Source organism: Streptomyces sp. NPDC006385, from assembly GCF_040612485.1.
GTDB lineage: Bacteria > Actinomycetota > Actinomycetes > Streptomycetales > Streptomycetaceae > Streptomyces.
In genome coordinates, this window is sequence record NZ_JBEXQG010000077.1 from 1 (window position 1) to 18366 (window position 18366).

The window sequence follows — 18366 nt, forward strand, 5'->3', positions numbered from 1 at the left end:
GTTGACCGTCAGCTTGGAGTAGCGCTGGACCAGCGTGGAGGCGAGGCTGCCCTGCTCCTTGTACTCGGCATGTTCCGGGCTGCTCCGCCTGGCGTCGGCTTGCGGGCCCCGGGGACGGCAAGCGGGTCTCACAGGCGGACGATGATCAGAGCGACGTCGTCGCGTCCTCCGTGGGCCACGCCGAGGCGGGTGAGCAAGGCGTCGGCCAGGTGCTCCGGACTCAGGGAGACGTGGCGAGCGAGAGTGTCGTGCACCGGCCTGGATCCATGAGCCTCACCCGTGCGTCCCGCCCGTAGCGCCAGCCTGCCACCTCGCGCCTGCGTCTGCTTCCTGCGAGCCGGAAGCTTGTCGGCGCCTCCGGCACCGCGCACGGCCCGCGGAGCCTTCGACAAGGACATCGAGACCGCCGGTCGGCTCCTGGCCTCGCACGCCGCACGCCGCACGCCGTACGCCGCCGTACGCCGCACGCCGCCGCACGCCGCATGCAGCCGTAGCGTGGCCGGGACCGCGGTGCGGGGCGCTGGACCGCGCCCCGCACCGCGGGTGGGTCAGATGCCGAACGGCGCGGCGTAGCGGACGATTCCGCTGGGCAGCGGGTGCTCGGCGTCCAGGGTGAGGGCCATCAGGGCCTCGTCGGGTACGTCGATGGTCAGGCCGATGCCATGGACGGAGGCGCGGCTGAAGCCGAACCGGGGGTAGTAGGTCGGGTGCCCCAGAACGACGACGTAGTGCTCGCCCATGTCCTTGGCCGCCGCGAGGGCGGCGCGGACGGCCGCGGAGCCGGCGCCGCTGTTCTGCTGCTCGGGTCGCACGGCACACGGCCCCAGGCACAGGGCCGGGGTGTCGCCGATGTGGCAGCGGGTCAGCAGCGCGTAGCCGACGGGGCGGCCGTTCTCTTCCGCGGAGAGGAGGGACAGGCCCTCGATCCAGGAGGAGTCGGCGCGCAGCGCCTCGACGAGGTCGGCCTCCAGAGAGGTGTCGAACGCGGCCAGGTTGATGTCACGGATGGCGGGGATGTCGGCGCTGGTCTCGGCGCGCGTGATCCAGTTGCGCATGATGGATGAAGATCCGTTCCGGAAGTGGTGTTCGTGTGGACGCCCCGCGAGCTCACGCTCCCAGCGGGGGCGGACAGGATGAGATCAGGCCACGGCCCGGGACGTGAGGGAGACCCGGACACTGCGCATGGTGGCCTCGAGCGCGGTCATCAACCCCACCTCCCTGGTGCTCTGCTCATCTGTCGCTTGTCTGTCGACACGTACCGGACCAGCATACACACGAGGCGAAGGGCGTGGCTCAACCGGGCGGACCCGACAGGTGGTTGGGAATCCAGCACACCCCTGCCCACCGGGAGGCCCCCCGGCCGACCAGGTGGATCACTCCTCGCGGCAGACCGTGTTCGAGTCGGCGCCTTTACGGCCCGGCGGCGGGGAGAGCGGCTCGTCGCTGCCCGCCGGTCGCCCGCACACGGTCACCGAGCGCACCTTGTGGTCGCGGTAGGTCACCCGCACGATCTTGTAGCCGTGTCCTTGCTGGTCGGCGTACGGCTGGCTGCCGGCGAAGCTGACCGTGCCGACCGGCAGGTTCGGGTTGGGGCGCCAGCGCAGGTCGGCCCAGGTCTCCGGGGCGGTCTGCGGGGCGTCGCCGTTCTTCGAGGCCCGGTACAGCACCGCGGTGGCGCTGTAGGCCAGTACCGACTGGCCGCTGGAGAACAGCGCGTCCTCCCAGGGCCGGGCGGCGTCGGCGAGCGAGGTCTCCGACGCTCCGGCGGGGAGCAGGTCGACGAGCGCCTCGTGGGCGTCCTGGTAGAACCTGGTCGCGCCGACGAGGTCCATCGGCGCCAGCGCGAAGTGGTAGAGGGTGACCTCCGACGGGATGCGCAGGCTCTCGCCCTCTTCATAGTTGCTCTTGGCCAGGTCGTCGCCGGTGAACACGGTGATCTCCCGGCCGGAGCAGCCGGGCGTGGAGCCCAGTTGGGACATCAGGTTGGGCACGTCCTCCACCCGGCCCGCGAAGTACAGGGCCCTGGGCACGGGGTCACTCGCGCAGATCGCCTCGACCGGCTCGGTGAGTTCCGGTTCGCCGTTCGGGCTCAGCCGGTACGACTGGGAGGGCAGTGGGGCGAAGCCAGCCTCGTCCAGCATCTGCTTGCCCACCCTGGCCTGTTCGGTCGTGTAGAAGTCCTTCTCACTGCCGACCTTGCGGGCCAGCACCACGGCCCGGGCGCCGTCCGAGCGCCGGGCGAGTTGCCTGGCGACGACGAGCAGCGCGTCCGCCTCCTCCTCGTCGGTGGCGGCCAGACCGAACCAGTTCGACAACTGCCGTGCCAGATGGCTCCCGGAGTTGGTGGTGCTCACCACCGGCAGGCCCGCGCCCTTGAGAATCTCCACGGCGTCATCGCTCTCCGTGGTGTCGCGTCCCAGGCCGACGACGCCGACGACCGACCGGTCGCGCCGAGCCAGTTCCGCTATGTGCCGGGCCATGGGCAGCACCTGGAGCATGTTCTCGCCGGCGTTGGCGAGCAGGACCCTTATCTTCGTCGGCTGGTGGGTGCTGACGTTGGCGTAGTGCTGGTAGAGGTAGACACCCGTGATCTCCTCGAGCCCCTTGCGGGTGTCGGCCTGGTCCGCCGCGGTGACCGGGCCGGCGTAGACGATCGTCACGTACTTGTCCTTCGGGCCGATCTTCGCGTTCTCGGCCCTGATCGCCTGCTCGACGGCGTCGAAGGTGATGCCCTTGCCGGCACCGTAGAGCTCCAGATCGTTGCCCGCGGCCAGCCGTACGTCCCCGGTCGCGACCCCCACGCACTCGCCGCCCACCAGGACGGAGTCCGTGTTGGAGCCGATCAGCCGGCCCTGGCAGTAGCGCTGGGCCATCCACCGGTTGCCCAGGAAGCCGAGGCCGAGGGCGATGGCGAGGACGACCGCCAGACAGGGCCTGGACCACAGCAGCCAGGCAGCCGTACGGCGGATCCTGGTGGTGGAGTGCTGTGCGGAGGGCCGGCGCCGCAACTCGTCGGCGGACAGCGGTATCCGCAGGATCCACGGCAGCGCGGCCGACCGCCCGGGGGACTGGCCGACGTTGAGGTGGGTCACCCACTCCTGGTACCTGGCGTCCGCTCCGAAGGCGCGCTCCGGATCGTCATCCGCGGGCCCGTCGACACGCGGTGCGGCGAGCGGCCCCGGCTCCTCGGAACCCGGCGGCCGCAGCCGCTCGGCCGCCGGGATCGCGGCCAGCACCAGCAGCGGGTCCACCTCGCTGCGGCGGCTGCGTACGTTGCTGATCGCCCGCAGCAACAGCAGGCCGCCGTCGTCCTCGGTGGCGCAGGGCAGGTACACCACGGGCGGAACCGTGCGCTTGCGGCGGCGCAGGTCCATCGTCCGCGGCCGGAAGTTGTCGCGGAGATCCTCCAGCAACGCCAGCACCCGCAGCTCCAAATGGAACTGGCGGGCCGTCATGTCACCGGCCTCGGCGGCGACCACCTGCTCGGCGACGGCGAAAGCCCGGCCGCGGATCGTCTCCCAGGACTTCGTCGGCCGCCACCGGGACCACTCGGCGGCCTCCGGCCGGTCGCTCGAGGGCGCCAGGAACGTGGTGGTCGCGAACCACCGGCTGGCTCGGCGCAGCCACAGCAGCGGCGGCGCGCTGCGCGCCAGCAGGTGCACCACGCCGAACGCCGCCAGCGCCAGGGCACCACCCCACACGGCCGTCTGCCACCCGCCCTCGCCCAGCAGCACACTCAGGCAGGCGATGAACATCGCTCCCACGAAACCGGACGGGTTCACCACCGCACCGACGGTGTCCGCCAGCGCCGAGACGCGGCTGTCCTCGTCGGCATCGTCCGGATCGCGCCCCGGCCGCCACCGCAGCTCGGCCAGCCGCCGCATCAGCCGTTCGCGGCGCTGGGCGGCGGACCACACCGTGCTCACCTCCCCGCCGACCTCCGGCGCGGCCTGCTCGATGGCCCGCAGCAGCCGCGAGCGCGGAAAGCCGAACGGCTTGTACTGTGACTGGTTCTGGTTGTCCCAGGGGTGCTCGCACAGTTGGCGCACCATGTCGATCGCCGAGGAGTACGCGTCCACGCCGCCTCCGCCGTCCAGCCGCTTGGCCATCAGCCCCCGCGGCTGATGGCCGTGGCGGACGAACTCCACGACCTGCGCGACCCGTCGGTCGAGGGCGCCGGTGTCGTCCTCCTCGGCGGCCTGCAGCACCACCAGCGGCGTCACCGGCGGGTTGTCCCGGAAATTGTCGATGAGCCGTCTCATCAACGCGAACACCGCATCAGCCGCCTCGATCCCGGCGCTGCCGCTCCATACCTCTCTGGCCACGTGCTCCGCCCCCGTCGCATCCGCCCGACCCGGCCCTCCCGGATCCGATGCTGATACCCATCCCGAAACGCGCTGCACCGTACAGACGTTGCGATTCTTATGACTTATCACGGAGCCGGATCGGGGAGGCGGTATCGCGGGTGCGGCCGATCGTCCGGAGTGGGGGGCGTAGGCCCTGACGCGCTGCGGCCACGTTGCGAAGTTGCCACGTCGCCTAGTTGCCACGTTGCCACGTCCCGCTCGGAGGCGATGGGCATCGGCACCGGCCGTACCCGGCGGGGAAGCCGAGTCAGCCCGCAGCTTGCCAGCCCGCAGCTTGCGTCGACGCACCGCGTGGCCGGACGACACGAGCACCGCTGTGACGGGTCCGGCCCCTGCGACGCTGAGATCAACGTGATCATTGACGTGACGTACGGAGAGGACTGGGACGCCGCCTCCCGCACGGTCCTCGGCCCCATCAGCCGGGAGCTCGCCGCGAGCAGGGACGCCGCGGGCGAGCGGTACGCGGTGGTGCTGCGCGAGCGACGGCGTCCGCAGCCGGTCGCCGTGCTGCACATCGCGTGGGCGGACGACTACTTGGGCGTGTGGGCGTACGACAACCAGGGCCGTCGCACCCGCGAGCTCGACCTGCGCCGCCTGGAACCGGGTCGGATCTTCTGCCGCCACATCGGTCAGTGGCGGTATGACACCGAGGACATGAAGGAGTTCGCGGACCACGCGGGACGCGTCCTCATCGACCTCTACCCGGACGGCAAGGGTGGGAAGATCTCCGAACCGAAGGGGATCGGAGGCGGCTCGCTGCACACCGTGGCCGATGTGCCGGACGAGCAGCGCTGGTTGCCGATCTCCGAGTTCGGCGACTGGGGATGGGCGGTGGCCCTCGCGACCGGCGAACTCGTGGATGACCTCACCCTGCGGGACGCACCGGGGGAACCCCCTCACCAGGACGCCCCGGTGCGAAACCAGCAGAACGCTCACGCCGACGGCCCCACGTGGAGTCCGCCCAGCCCCCTGCGCCCTCGCCACCTCGACGAGATGTTCACCTGCGGCACCCGGTTCTCCCCGCCGGACGACCACGCGACCGGCCCGTACGTCGTCGAGCGCGTCATCGACGCCGGATCGCTTCGGCTGCCGACCGGCAGGGTCGTCGCCTGCGACCCCGGCTGGACTGATCCCGGCGAGCCGTTCACGGTGGTCGTGCCGCCCGGCAGCTATCGCATGCAGATCGCGACCGCGGCCTACCCGACCGAGCACTGGGGCAAGTCGCTGCACATGGAGGATTTCACCGGGGCGCGCATCCTGGTCTCCGACAAACCGACAGTTGCCTGGGAGATGGCGCTACGTCCCGGTGAGGACCCGCGGACGCTGCGGGAGGGCGAGTTCTACGGCTTCGGCGTGGACACCGGCACCGGCTGCTTCGTCGACGCCGTGGCGGCCGACAGGCTCACCGGCGGCGAGAACACCGTGCCGGACGGCGACGACAGCACCGACGGCATCCTCGTCCTCGACGACGCGGAGTCCGGGGGCAACCTCATCGTCTACCCGAGCGGCATGGGAGACGGCGCCTACCCGGTGTGGATCGGCCGGGACACCGACGGCGAGGTCACATGCCTCGTCGCCGACATGCTGATCCTGCGCCGTCAGGAGCTGCTGCACACCGCTCCCAGCCACTCCTCTCCGAGCCCCAGCCGTTCCGGGGCGTGAATCTGCCGCACGTACCGATCGGGTTCGAGGCCGGTGTGCTTGCCGGGCGCGGGCCCCCGGAGCCGCAGTGGTTCACCACGTGAACCCCCGGCCTCGGCCGGCAACCCCCACGCCCGCTGGAGCAGTTCGTCGGCCGGGTCGTACGCCCTCACCTGCACATGCGCCTTGAAGACGCGCTTGAAGACGCGCTCGCCGGCCATGCCGGGCTTGGTGGAGCATCGAGGTTCGAGGTGAAGGCGCGCACGCCGACGCTTCGTACGGCTGGAGTCCCACTGGTTGTCGCAGGACCGTTGGGTGATCGGAGGTCGCCCGGTCGGCTTCTCTGTGTCTTCCGCCAGTACGGCGGCCCGGACCGGGCGGTGGAGACTCTCTGCCACGACCGCGCCCCGAAGTGAGCCTGTGCATCCGCAAGGCCGGCGTGGTCACGTACGGGACGAGGCGCAGAGGAGGACAACGCGGTGAGTGTGCAGCAGTACGACGCGATCGGTGAGGCGTTCGAGGGGTTCAAGTCGCTGCCGCTGATGCGTTACGGGGAGGTGCCGAGCTTCCTGGCCATGGTCGGGGACGTGCGTGGGAAGTCGGTTCTCGACCTGGCGTGCGGCACCGGTTTCTACAGCAGGGAGTTCAAGCGGCGCGGCGCCACGGACGTCCTCGGTGTCGACATCTCCGTGGAGATGGTCGCCGCCGCGTGTGAGATCGAGCAGCGTGACCGGCTGGGTGTGCGCTACGAGGTCGGCGATGTGGCCGAACTGCGGTCTCTCGACCGGCCCTTCGACATCGCGGTGGGAGTGCAGTGCCTCAACTACGCCGAGGACATCGCCGCGATGGAGCGGATGTGCCGCAACATCCACCAGAGCCTGGTGCCGGGCGGGGAGTTCTTCGTGCTCGCCCAGAAGCCCGACTACCGGTTCGACTGTCCGTCCCTGGACAAGTACGGGTTTCGCTGCGAGCCGACCGGCGAGGAGATCGAGACGGGTCCGCGCGTGCGGGTCACGGCTCTGCTCGACCCGCAGCCGATCACCATTGTCTCCACGGCGCCGCGCCGCGAGGTCTACGAGGAGTGCCTGCGGGCGGCCGGGTTCAGTGGTGTGGAGTGGGTTGCGCTGAAGGTGTCCGAAGCCGGCATTCGTGAGTTCGGCGAGGACTTCTGGGCGGACCTCCTCGCCCACCCGCCGCTGGAGATGCTGCGCTGCCGTGCCTGACCGGCACGAACTGGCCGGACCTCGCGTACGGCCGACGCCCTGCGGAGGACCTCGGGACGGAGCGTGGTCGCCGCAGCGGGCCGGGTGACCGGGGCGAGGCCGCCGACGGTGCCCGGCTGGCCGGTGTCCTGGTGGAGGCCCTTGTTGTAGGTGTCGGCGATGGCGCCCGATGGCCCTATGGCCCGATGGCCTTATGGCCCTACGGCGAAGCCGCCCCGAGGGACACCTTGGTGCGGCTTCGCCGACACGAGGCGCCTTTCGCCCCTCTCGCCCGTGGAACGCTGTGGGCATCGCTTCCGCCCCTTCCCACCGGACTTGATGCCCTCCTCGCGACATAGGCGCCCATATGCCTATGTTCCGCAGCCTCCAAGCCGACGCTTCGAAGTCCACCGCCCCTGGATGTGACGTTGCCCATAGCGCCGCTCCGTCTGCCCCGTGAGTCTCTCCTGGAACAAGCGTCCGAAGAACTGTTATCTGCGGCCTCCCGATCGATCTCCCAGGTATCGGACAGCATCGTTCGGCGTCGAGGACAGGGAAGTTTTTGATGAGTGCAGAACGCACGAGGGAACTGACAGCACTGGTGATCGCTACCCGCGGTGGCGAGCCGGAAGCTCAGGACGCCCTGGTCAGTGCGTACCTCCCGTTGGTCTACAACGTGGTGGGGAGGGCTCTGAACGGCTCTGTCGACGTCGACGACGTGGTGCAGGAGACCATGCTTCGTGCCCTCGACGGGCTCGGCTCGCTGCGCGATCCCGAGAGTTTCCGTTCCTGGCTCGTGGCGATCGCGATGAATCAGGTCCGGGCGCACTGGCGGGACCGCCAGGCGGCAGCGGGCTCCGTCGAGGCGGCGGCGGACCTGGCGGATCCGGGTGCCGACTTCGTGGACCTGACCATGGTGCGGCTCCAGTTGTCCGGCCAGCGCCAGGAGACCGCACGCGCCACACGCTGGCTGGAGCCCGACGACCGAGGGCTGTTGTCGCTGTGGTGGCTGGAGTGTGCCGGTGAGCTGACCCGGGCCGAGGTCGCCGCCGCCCTGGAACTGTCGCCGCAGCACACCGCGGTGCGGGTGCAGCGGATGAAGGCGCAACTGGAGGCGGCCCGGGTGGTGGTACGGGCGCTCGACGCGCGGCCACCCTGCGAGGAACTGCGGGGGCTGCTGGCGTCCTGGGACGGTCGGCCGTCGGCCCTGTGGCGCAAGCGAATAGCCCGACATACTCGCGATTGCGTCTATTGCTCAGGTTTGTGGAGTGGGCTGATGCCCGCCGAAGGGCTCCTGGCCGGTCTCGCGCTCGTCACCGCGGCGCCCAGCCTGCTGGAAAGAGTGCTGGCCGCCTCGGACGCGATGGCCTCGGTCGGTTCGGCCTCCTCGTCGGCCGAGTCCGCAGGCCCGGCCCCAGCGGGTACGCGGGCAGGGCAGCGCGCCGCGAGCGGCCGGGCGGTCTCCCGCGGCGAGGCCCGTCGGCGGCGGCGTGTCAGACGCCGGGCCGTCGGAGGCGCTGTCGTGGCGGCCTGTGTGGCGGGCGGCGGCCTCTGGTACTTCGACACCGACCCCGGAACCAGGACCGAGGAAGCTGCCACCGCGACGCGGACGGCCGCCGCCCCCGCAGCGGACCTCTCGGCGTCCAGCGCCGTCGAGACCTCCCCGCCGGCGTCTGAGTCGCCGTCGCCGTCGTCGTCCCCCTCGCCGTCGAAGAAGGCGAAGCCCTCCAAGACCTCCGAACCGTCCAGGAAGGCCTCGCCGGCTTCCCGGCCGCCCACCCGGCCGAACCGGAGCTCGGCCAGTGCGCCCCCGGCGCAGTCGGCCCCGACGGACACTGTCGGGCGGGTGGTCGCGCTGGTGAACGAGGAACGTGCGGCCGCTGGTTGCGGTCCGCTCACGGAGGACGCACTGCTGAACAAGTCCGCGCAGGGCCACTCCGCGGACATGCAGGCCCGCGACTTCTTCGACCACACCAACCCGGACGGCGCCGACCCCGGGCAGCGCATCACCGCGGCGGGCTACCGCTGGTCCACCTACGGGGAGAACATCGCCCAGGGCCAGCGGACGCCGGAGGCCGTGATGGACTCCTGGATGAACAGCTCCGGCCACCGGGCCAACATCCTCAACTGCTCGTTCAAGGACATCGGGGTCGGCATCCAAGACGGTCCTGGCGGCCCTTGGTGGACGCAGAACTTCGGCGCCGAGCAGTGAGCCGTGAACGGGGCGGGCCTGTCTGATCGTGACGCGGTTGACCTGCGGTCGGCCGCTCTGCTCCGGGAACGCGCGCTGGATCAGGAGCTGCCGGGGGTGTTCCGGACCGGTACGGGGCCGGTGCCGACCCCCTGCCTGGTGTGGCGAGGGGTGCGGACCGGCGCTGCGTAGGCGAGGTGCACGAGCCGGGACTGTTCCTGACGCATGTGCATGAGTGACTCGAGGATGTACCCCACGAGCAGGACGAGCGTCGCGATCGTCATGATCGCGGCTGCGAGGATCGCCGTGGGGATACGCGGCACGGTGCCCGTGCGGACGAACTCGGCGATGACGGGGATGCCGAGGACGACCGAGACGAGGGCCAGCAGACCTGCGACCACGGTGTGGACGAGCGAGGGCCGCTCGCGCCGCGCGAGATCGAGGATGACCCGCAGGATGCGCCAGCCGTCCCGGCACGTGCGCAGTTTGCTCTCGCTCCCGGCGGGCCTGACCCGGTAGTCCACCTCCACCTCCGCCGTGGGGAGCCGGAGGTGGAGGGCATGGATGGTCATCTCGGTCTCGGTCTCGAACTCGCGGGCCAGCGCCGGGAAGGATTTGACGAAGCGCCGCGAGAAGACCCGGAAGCCGCTCAACATGTCGGTCACGTCGTTGCCGAACAGGGACCGCACCGCACCCGTGAGCAGCTTGTTGCCGATCGCGTGCCCGGCCCGGTACGCCGCGCTGACGGTCTCGCGGCGGGCGCCGACCACCTGGTCGTACGGCCCCTCGAAGAGCAGGTCCACCATGTCACGGGCCCGGGACGCGTCGTAGGTGTCGTCACCGTCGATGATGAGCAGGACGTCGGCGTCGACATCGGCGAAGGCACGCCGGATGACATTGCCCTTTCCCTTGCGCGGCTCGTCCCGGACGATCGCACCCGCCTCACGGGCGACCTCCACCGTGCGGTCGGTCGAGGCGTTGTCGTACACATAGATGTCGGCCTCGGGGAGGGCAGCCCTCAGTCTGCGCACCACCGTGCCGACAGCCGCCTCCTCGTTGTGGCACGGCACGACACACGCGATCGTGGGTTCCACGGCCACTCCTCATCCGAACCGGCGCGAATACATCAGGAAATAATGCGATATGGGCGCGTCTGGGTGGTGAGGACGCGCCGTGTCGTTACTCTCGCCGTGTGCCGGTTCTCGCATCTGTGACGCTGCGTGTGCGTGGCGCCGTCCGGGACGTCTGGCGCGAGGCCGCCAAGTTCGGGATCGTCGGGGCACTGGCCTTCGTCATGGACAACGGCGGCTACAACCTGCTGGTCTTCGGGCTCCCCGGCGGCGCGGAGGGCGGGGTGATGCGGAGCGCCCCCGTCCAGGCGTCCGTCATCGCGACGGGCACGGCGACGATCTTCAGCTGGGTGGGGAACCGCTACTGGACCTACCGCCACCAACATCGCGAGAAGCTGACTCAGGAACTGACCCTGTTCCTGTTCGCGAACATCGTCGGCGTCGCCATCACGGCGGGCACGGTCTTCGCCTCACGGCATCTGCTCGGGCTGGAATCGGTGCTCAGCGACAACGTCGCCCGCCTCTTCGGCTGGGGCCTCGCCACCCTGTTCCGCTTCTTCGCCTACCGGCGTTACGTGTTCGTCGCGCCCTGATCCAGACGCTCCCGTCGACGCTGCTAGCCTCTTGCCATATGGGACAAAAGGTACGGATTCAGGGTGAAAAGCTCTGGGTTTGGGGTCTGGCCGCTCTCGCCGCGGCGTGCTGCCTGGCCACGACCGTCGTCTTCGCCCCCGGGTACATGAGTCCCGACAGCATCGACCAACTCCGGCAGGCCATGGGCAGGGCGCCACTGACCGACTGGCACCCGCCCGTGCTGAGCCTGGTGTGGCGTGCGCTCATCGCCGTCACCGGCACGCCCGCGTCCATGGCCGTCCTGCAGTCCGTCATCTTCTGGGGTGTGCTGTGGGTGGTGGCCTGGTGCGTCTGGGAACTGACCGCAAGCCGTCCGGGTTCGCTCGCCGTCCTCGGTCTCGGTCTGACTCCCCCCGTTGTGACGTTCGTCGGTGTGGTGTGGAAGGACGTCCATGTGGCCGTCGCGCTGCTCGCCGCCAGCGCGGTGGCGTTCGTCGGGCTGCGGTTGCGGCAGCGAGACAGCCGGCCCCCCACCGCGATGCGCTGGGGTCTGCTCTGGCTGGGCGTGATCTTCCTCGCCTACGCCATGCTCGTGCGCAAGAACGCGTTCTTCGCCGCGATTCCGGTGTTCGTCCTGCTCGTCCTCGCGCTGTGGCGGGCCCCCGGACGCCGCACATGGGCCACATGCACGGCGGCACTCGTGGCCTGCCTCGTCCTGCCCACCACCGCGATCTCCTGGATGGCACGGCCCGTACAGACGAAACAGGCTGCGCAGATCATGCTCGACGACCTGGTCCACGTCCTCACCGCGGAGGAACTGCGCTCGGCGAACGTACCGCCGGACCTCAGGGACCGCCTGGTGGCCGCCGCGGAGAAGTGTGACCGCGAGGGCGTCCTGTCGGACGCCTATTGGGCCTGCTACGAACGCCCGGCGGACGGGTTGACCGGGGACTCGGACCAGATCACATCCCTGTGGCTGCACGAGATGAGCGGACACGTCCCCGGCTATCTCCAGTACCGGCTGCGGCTCTTCGCGTCCCTGCTTTTCGAGACCGGCTACCCGTACCACCCGGGCGTCAGCGGCAACGACCTGGGCATGGAGGTGGCCCACCCCTGGCTGGAGGACACGCTCGACTCGTACGTCAGCGGCGCGGCCACGGACGTACGGCCGCTGTTCCGTGGGTGGTTCTGGCTCGCTGCCGCGCTCGTGCTCGCCATCCGTCCGGGCAGGGGGACGTTCTCCCTGCCGATCCGGGCGCTGGGCATCAGCTCGGCGGCCTACGTGCTCGGCTACCTGCCCATCATGCCGGCGACGAACTACCGCTACGTCTACTGGCCTGCACTGGCCTGCACCCTCGGCCTCCTGCTGCTCTGGCTGGACCGTGACAGAACCGCCTTGCCCCATCCCCGGGTAGGACCGGTCAGGGCCGGTCGAAAGCAATCCAAGCTGCTCGAATAGCGGGCTCGGCCGCCAACGTCACCAAAGCCCGCTGAGCCGACAACATCGGCTGCCCCTGCCCCTGCCCCTGCCCCTGCCCCTGCCCCTGTCCCTGCCCCTGCTGCGGCGAGCGAGAGTGCTGGCTCGCTGGCCGGTTTTCGACCTTCGCGGCCGACGGGCCGTCGCTTTCCTGATCGCGTGCGCAGCCGGGGCCTGTGGTACGGCCTGACGATCGCTCAATGCTCGATCGTGCTCGGAACTGCTCCCTTGCAAGCACTTATTGACATGCGCAGTCGAAGCCCGCAAAGTCATGCCCGAAGTTCCGACAGTGCCCCGGCAGTGATGCAAGCCACCCCACCAAGGAGTGTTGCCGTCATGTCCGAAACGCCCGCTGTCTCACGCCGACTGCTCCTGGGCGGAGCCGTCGCCACCGGCGCGCTCGCGGCCGGGATGGCCGCTGCGGCCCCGACCGCGTCCGCCGCGACCGATCAGGCGCCCCGTCGCCGTCCCGGACAGAAGTCGATGACCGGCGTGCCGTTCGGGGTCCACAGAACCGTCCGCGTCGGAGTCATCGGCCTGGGCAACCGCGGCGGAGGCATGGTCACGGGCTGGGCGGCCGTACCCGGCTGCACCGTGACCGCCGTCTGCGACATCCGCGCCGACCGCGCGCGACGCGCCGCCGACCGGCTGGTGAGCAAAGGCGAGCCCCGCCCCGCTGAATACGGCGGATCAGCCGACTCCTACGCCCGGATGCTCCGGCGTGACGACATCGATCTGGTGTACGTCGCCACGCCGTGGGAGTTCCACTACGAGCACGGCAGAGCCGCGCTGCTGAGCGGCAGGCACGCGGTGGTGGAGCTTCCCATCGCGACCGAGCTGCGCCAGCTGTGGGACCTGGTCGACACCTCCGAGCGCACCCGCAGGCACCTGCTCCTCGCCGAGAACTGCAGCTACGGCCGCAACGAACTGGCCATGCTGAGGATGGCGCACGCCGGCCTGTTCGGCGACATCACCAACGGCCACGGTGGCTACCTCCACGACCTGCGTGAACTCCTCTTCTCCGACACGTACTACACCGACTCCTGGCGGCGGCTGTGGCACACCCGCAGCACCGCGTCCCTGTACCCCATGCATGGGCTGGCCCCGATCGCGGCGGCCATGGACATCAACCGCGGCGACCGAATGACCACCCTGCGCGCCACCGCCACCGCCCCGAAGGGACTGGCCGACTACCGCGAGCGCTTCGTCCCCCGGGACCACCCGTCCTGGAAGGAGACGTACATCAACGGTGACCTGGTCACCTGCCTCATCGAGACCGAGAAGGGCAGGATCATCCGGGCCGAGCACGACGTGAGTTCACCCCGGCCGTACAGCAGGATCAACACCCTCGCCGGCAGCCGCGGGATCGTCGAGGACTACGCCGGGCCCACCCCCACCGGCGCGCGCGTCTATCTCGAACCGGACCACGGCGGCCACACCTGGCGCGACTTCGCCGACTACCGCAAGGAGTTCGACCACTGGCTGTGGCGGAAGGTCGGCGACGACGCCGCGAACAACGGTGGTCACGGTGGCATGGACTACGTCCTGCAGTGGCGCACCGTCCAGCTGATGCGCGCCGGGCTGGTGCCCGACATCGACGTGTACGACTCGGCCGCCTGGTGCGCGGCGGTCCCGCTGAGCGCCGCGTCCCTGGCGAGAAACGGCCTCCCGGTCGAGATCCCCGACTTCACCCGAGGCGCCTGGGCCGGTGAACGGCCCGGACTCGACTCCAGCCCCACAGACATGCCGCCCGTCGGCTGACCCGACGCGACGCACCGCGGTTGGGAAGATCCGGCGGCACCATGCCCGGCTCCTCGAACAGCGTCGGTGGCAAACAGACCGGGCTCGGCTTCGGGATCACCTTCGGGATCACCTTCGGGGTCATCTTCGGGATCACCGGCCGAGCCGGGCCAGGACGCCCGGCTCAGGCTGGCTCCAGGTCGCTGTGCAGCAGGTGGTGGTCCGAGTACGGGGTCGGATGCACACGGCGCTCGAGCGGGACGATGCCTCGCAGGAATATGTAGTCGAACTTGCTCTGCCAGTCGGTGGTCGGCTCGCAGGTGCCGGTGGGCGAGGAATGGCACTCGGGATCTGCGTCCGCGGCAAGCGCCCACATCCCGGCCAGTTCGGGGGCGTCCGGCACGGCGTTGAAGTCGCCGATGACGATCGCGCGGTCGTGCCGGGCGACGTCTGCGGCGAGTACGCCGGTCTGGTCCGCTCGGACTTCCTCCTGACGCCGCTGGGCGAGATGTGTGTTGAAGACCCGGACGGGCTGGCCGCCCACCATGGTGGTGACTGCCATGTACCCACGGTCTTCGGATCCGCCGTCGGGATATTCCACGTTGACGACGTCTGTCATCGGCGCCGCCGCGAGGACGGCCTGGCCGAAAGCCCCCGGACTCCACGGCGCTCCACCGCAGCGGCCCCAATCCTGAAGAACCGTCCCGTACTCGACGTGGTAGACCAGCCCGTGAAGGTTCTCCAGGTAGTCCCGGATCCATTCGACATCACCCACGCACGCTTCTTGCAGCCCGATGACCTGGGGCGCAAACCTGGCGATCTCCGCTGCCCGGTCAACGTCGCTCGCCCCGCAGGGGTTGCAGATGTTCCACGTCATGACCCGGTTCGGTACGACATCCCTGACGGCCTCGACGGGCAGCGACCCGGCGAAGAGGACACCGCTCGGTGCACTGGGCCCGACGAGCACCATGCAGGCCACGCCCATTGCGCCCGCGACCAACCGCGTGCCCCGTCCGAGCACCATCGCCTCCTCAAGTGGATACATACGGCTTCTGACGTCTCCGGCACGAGAGTATGGGACGAAGCTGTCAACAACACATGCGGTGTGCCGGATCTCGTTGCGCTCGGACGAAGCCGCCGCCTCGACCAGGTCGACCTTGCTGCGTCTCCCGCCGAGTTGTTCGCAGACGTTGGCTGGAACCGCTCCGTGGAGGGGCGAGGGACGGCAGCCGCGGTGCCACCGCCCGCCACAGGAACGAGACCTGGACCGACGAGAGCCAGTTCTCCGGCTTCGCGGTCTACGGCTCCTCGTGTCGACCTGGAGCAGCACGGCCTGTCATCCCCGAGCAGTCTGGAGCCGCTCCGCCGCACCACGCAGCGGCAGACAAGGCGGCGGACGCGACATCGCCCCGCCTGTCGCCACGGCACGAGCGAGGCAGTTGATGGCGCCACAAGCCGCGGTGCCGGGGCGGGGACCGTCGCCGTCCTGCTGGCCAGGGGGCCGGCCCTGAAGGGGCAGAACGGCGGCTTCTACACCACCGACGCGTTCGGCGAGACCGAGACGGAGCGCACAACCGGTGTTCTCCGTCAGCGCCCAGCTGGCCCCTGTCGGCGACGATCCGGTGGACCTGGCCAACACCAAGGCGGGAACAAGGTCGGTGGACGCCTTGGTCGACGCTGGTCTTGTTCGACGGAATTCGGCTCTGGCTCAACTTGTGTGGTCCGATCACTCCCCGTAACAGCAGGCTGTGGCGGAGCCGAACGTGAAGTTGCCCGGAACTGCGGGACTTGAGACTGGGCCTTGACCCCGAGTCCTGGACACGGGTTATGCGGCTGGGGGGCTTGACCCTGGATCTTGGGCACCCGAGACACTTGGATCTTGAATCCAGGAGAAGGGTTGTCCCGTGGTCATGAAGCACTGCCCGCCGGGGTTCAAGGCGGACGCGGTCGCGTTGTACGAGTCGCGGCCGGAAGCGACGGTCAGGTCGGTCGCTGCTGATCTGGGGGTGAACCCAGAGAGGTTGCGGAACGGGGTCCGGGTGGCCGGAGCGAGCCGGCCACGGGGACGCCGGGCAGAGGCGCCCGCCGAGCCGCCCACGCCGCTGGAAGCGGAGAACGCGGCCCTGCGCAATGAAGGTCCGCGAACTGGAGGAGGAACGCGAGATCCTGCGGAAGGCGGCCAGGTATTTCGCCGGCAAGACGCGCTGGTGAACCGCTTCCAGTTCGCCGCCGGCTACCGGCGCCGCTATGGCGTGAAGCGGCTGTGCACCGTCCTGGGCATCGCCCGCTCCAGCTTCTGCTGCTGGCGCGGCACCGGCTCGGGTCGGGCCGCCCGGCAGGCGGCCGACGCCGCTCTCGCCGTACGGATACGGGCCGTGCACCGGGAGCCGGACGGCACTTACGGCGTCCGCAGGATCACCGCCGGGCTCCGCGACGACGGCGAGCGGATCAACCACAAGCGGATGGCGCGGGTGATGCGGAGCACCGGCCTGGCAGGCGTGCGGCTGCGTCGCGGGCACCGCACGACGATCGCGGACTCGTCCGCGGTGAAGGCCCCCGATCTGATCGGCCGCGACTATCCCGCGAGCGAACCGAACACGAAGTACGTCGGCGATATCACCTGTCTCCCCGTGAACGGCGGGAAGTTCCTCTGCCTGGCCACCGTCATCGACCTCGCCTCACGCCGCCTTGCCGGCCGGGCAATCGCAGATCACATGCGCACTGATCTCGTCATCGACGCCCTGGCCGCCGCTGAACGCACCCGCGGCAGCCTCGCCGGAGCGGTCACGCACACCGATCACGGCGCCCAGTACACCAGCCGGGCCTTTCGCTGACGCCTGCCCCAGAGCCGGCGTCCGTCAGCCCATGAGCGCGATCGGCAGGCTCGGCGGACAACGCACTCGCCGAGTCCTTCAACGCCACGTTCAAACGCGAGACGCTCCAGGACCGCAAGCACTGGTCCAGCGAGCGCGAGGCCCGCCTCGACGCGTTGCGCCGGCTGCACCGCTACAACACCCGACGCCGTCACTCCCGCCTCGGACAACGCAGCCCCATCGCCTACAAGACAACATCCGAAACAACACCAACTACCCTGGCACCAGCCGCATAACCCGTGTCCAGGACTCGGAGTCAACGCCCAGGACCCCTAAGGGGTCCTTTCAGAAAGCTGGGATCTTGCGGGCGAGGGTCATGCAGTGAGCGAGCTGGAGGAGAGCGTCGTGCATGTCGTCCCGGGTTTCCCAGCGGGTGCGTAGGCGGCGCGGTCCGTGGAGCCAGGCGATGGCGGCTTCGGCGACCCACCGGATGCGGCCCAGGCCCGAACCGTGCGGATGCCCCCGCCGGGCGATCTTCGGGACGATGCGGCGCTCGCGCAGCCGACGGCGGTACAGGGCGTGGTCATACCCGCGGTCGGCATACAGTGCCCGGGGCTTGCGCCGGGGCCGGCCTCGTTTCCCCCGCACCGGCGGCACCCCGTCGACCAGCGGCAGGAGCTGGGTGACGTCGTTGCGGTGTCCGCCGGTCAGGGACACCCGCAGCAAGGTGCCGTGTGCGTCGGTCAGCACGTGATGCTTCGAGCCCGGCCGCCCACGGTCAACCGGACTCGGACCGACTTTTGGGCTGCTTCGTCCCCGCTTTGCCGGCACATGCGAGGCATCGACGGTGACGCGGGAGAAGTCCAGGCGGTCCGCTGCCCGCAACCGGTCCAGCAGCACCCGCTGGAGCTCCTCCCACACACCGGCCTCCTGCCATTCGGCCAGCCGCCGCCAGCACGTGGGACCAGAACCGAAGCCCAACTCCTGCGGCAGGTACTCCCATTGGATGCCGGTGTAGAGGACGAACAGCACACCCTGCAGCGTCTTGCGGTCATCAATCCGCTTGCGCCCCGGATACCGGAACCGCCGCTCATGCTTCGGCAGCAACGGCTCGATCACCGCCCACAGTTCGTCGCTGACCTCCCACGGCTTCCGCCGTGCCATGGCCACCCCCACAGAAGCACGGGATCACGTACATCTCCACCGTGCCACAGGCAGATCATTCTGCAAGGACCTCTTACACCCCGGCGACGAGGACGCGCGGCAGGTGTTGACACCCACTTCCGCCGCCA

At 69.9% G+C, this 18366-nt stretch carries 12 protein-coding genes and 3 pseudogenes; 8 read left to right on the forward strand and 7 right to left on the reverse strand.

Annotated elements, in window-relative coordinates; all coding sequences use genetic code 11:
• Positions 1–128 precede the first annotated feature (128 nt).
• The 3 genes and pseudogenes from ABZ078_RS37070 to ABZ078_RS37080 all read right to left on the reverse strand — a co-directional run.
• Positions 129–254, reverse strand: a pseudogene (locus ABZ078_RS37070) (hypothetical protein); the annotation flags it as partial.
• A gap of 294 nt (positions 255–548) precedes the next feature.
• Positions 549–1055 (reverse strand): N-acetyltransferase, encoded by a 507-nt coding sequence (locus tag ABZ078_RS37075; protein ID WP_356582806.1) that lies wholly within the window; start codon positions 1053–1055, stop codon positions 549–551.
• Positions 1056–1373: 318 nt separating this feature from the next.
• Positions 1374–4325, reverse strand: a complete 2952-nt coding sequence (locus ABZ078_RS37080; RefSeq protein WP_356582808.1) for a hypothetical protein — start codon at positions 4323–4325, stop codon at positions 1374–1376.
• 405 nt (positions 4326–4730) lie between these two features.
• On the opposite strand from ABZ078_RS37080, the gene ABZ078_RS37085 reads away from it, so the two are divergent.
• Complete coding sequence (locus ABZ078_RS37085; RefSeq protein WP_356582810.1) at positions 4731–6029, forward strand: DUF4241 domain-containing protein; 1299 nt, start codon at positions 4731–4733, stop codon at positions 6027–6029.
• On the opposite strand, the pseudogene ABZ078_RS37090 reads toward ABZ078_RS37085, so the two are convergent.
• A pseudogene (locus tag ABZ078_RS37090) lies at positions 5966–6205 on the reverse strand (hypothetical protein); the annotation flags it as partial. The gene ABZ078_RS37085 and the pseudogene ABZ078_RS37090 overlap by 64 nt on opposite strands.
• 282 nt (positions 6206–6487) lie before the next feature.
• Here ABZ078_RS37090 and ABZ078_RS37095 point away from each other — a divergent pair.
• The gene (locus tag ABZ078_RS37095; protein ID WP_356582812.1) at positions 6488–7231 is read left to right on the forward strand and encodes a class I SAM-dependent methyltransferase; all 744 of its coding nucleotides are present in this window, start codon (positions 6488–6490) and stop codon (positions 7229–7231) included.
• Between the two features lie 544 nt (positions 7232–7775).
• Positions 7776–9422, forward strand: a complete 1647-nt coding sequence (locus tag ABZ078_RS37100) for a sigma-70 family RNA polymerase sigma factor (RefSeq protein ID WP_356582814.1) — start codon at positions 7776–7778, stop codon at positions 9420–9422.
• A gap of 80 nt (positions 9423–9502) precedes the next feature.
• Here ABZ078_RS37100 and ABZ078_RS37105 read toward each other — a convergent pair whose 3' ends face one another.
• Positions 9503–10501 carry a glycosyltransferase family 2 protein gene (locus ABZ078_RS37105; RefSeq protein ID WP_356582816.1) on the reverse strand — a complete coding sequence of 333 codons (999 nt, stop codon included), beginning with the start codon at positions 10499–10501 and terminating at the stop codon, positions 9503–9505.
• 92 nt (positions 10502–10593) lie between these two features.
• Here ABZ078_RS37105 and ABZ078_RS37110 point away from each other — a divergent pair, with 92 nt between their 5' ends.
• From ABZ078_RS37110 to ABZ078_RS37120, 3 genes are all read left to right on the forward strand, one after another.
• On the forward strand, positions 10594–11064 hold the full coding sequence (locus ABZ078_RS37110; RefSeq protein ID WP_356582818.1) for a GtrA family protein: 471 nt from the start codon (positions 10594–10596) through the stop codon (positions 11062–11064).
• A gap of 38 nt (positions 11065–11102) precedes the next feature.
• A complete protein-coding gene (locus tag ABZ078_RS37115) occupies positions 11103–12503 on the forward strand; it encodes a hypothetical protein (protein WP_356582820.1) in 1401 nt (466 codons plus the stop codon).
• Between the two features lie 354 nt (positions 12504–12857).
• The gene (locus tag ABZ078_RS37120) at positions 12858–14282 is read left to right on the forward strand and encodes a Gfo/Idh/MocA family oxidoreductase (RefSeq protein ID WP_356582822.1); all 1425 of its coding nucleotides are present in this window, start codon (positions 12858–12860) and stop codon (positions 14280–14282) included.
• Positions 14283–14445: 163 nt separating this feature from the next.
• Here ABZ078_RS37120 and ABZ078_RS37125 read toward each other — a convergent pair whose 3' ends face one another.
• On the reverse strand, positions 14446–15285 hold the full coding sequence (locus ABZ078_RS37125; protein WP_356582852.1) for an endonuclease/exonuclease/phosphatase family protein: 840 nt from the start codon (positions 15283–15285) through the stop codon (positions 14446–14448).
• An 886-nt stretch (positions 15286–16171) separates the two neighbouring features.
• Between ABZ078_RS37125 and ABZ078_RS37130 the strand changes: the two genes are divergently transcribed.
• Positions 16172–17095 carry an IS3 family transposase gene (locus ABZ078_RS37130; RefSeq protein WP_356582854.1) on the forward strand — a complete coding sequence of 308 codons (924 nt, stop codon included), beginning with the start codon at positions 16172–16174 and terminating at the stop codon, positions 17093–17095.
• 113 nt (positions 17096–17208) lie between these two features.
• Positions 17209–17370: pseudogene (locus tag ABZ078_RS37135) on the forward strand (hypothetical protein); the annotation flags it as partial.
• 49 nt (positions 17371–17419) lie between these two features.
• Here ABZ078_RS37135 and ABZ078_RS37140 read toward each other — a convergent pair.
• Positions 17420–18238 (reverse strand): IS5 family transposase, encoded by an 819-nt coding sequence (locus ABZ078_RS37140; protein ID WP_356582824.1) that lies wholly within the window; start codon positions 18236–18238, stop codon positions 17420–17422.
• Positions 18239–18366: the final 128 nt, after the last annotated feature.

Coding starts and splice junctions, on each gene's coding strand:
- ABZ078_RS37130 (WP_356582854.1), top strand. CDS start 16,172: ATGAAGCACTGCCCGCCGGGGTTCAAGGCGGACGCGGTCGCGTTGTAC.
- ABZ078_RS37100 (WP_356582814.1), top strand. CDS start 7,776: ATGAGTGCAGAACGCACGAGGGAACTGACAGCACTGGTGATCGCTACC.
- ABZ078_RS37140 (WP_356582824.1), bottom strand. CDS start 18,238: ATGGCACGGCGGAAGCCGTGGGAGGTCAGCGACGAACTGTGGGCGGTG.
- ABZ078_RS37120 (WP_356582822.1), top strand. CDS start 12,858: ATGTCCGAAACGCCCGCTGTCTCACGCCGACTGCTCCTGGGCGGAGCC.
- ABZ078_RS37115 (WP_356582820.1), top strand. CDS start 11,103: ATGGGACAAAAGGTACGGATTCAGGGTGAAAAGCTCTGGGTTTGGGGT.
- ABZ078_RS37125 (WP_356582852.1), bottom strand. CDS start 15,285: ATGGTGCTCGGACGGGGCACGCGGTTGGTCGCGGGCGCAATGGGCGTG.
- ABZ078_RS37075 (WP_356582806.1), bottom strand. CDS start 1,055: ATGCGCAACTGGATCACGCGCGCCGAGACCAGCGCCGACATCCCCGCC.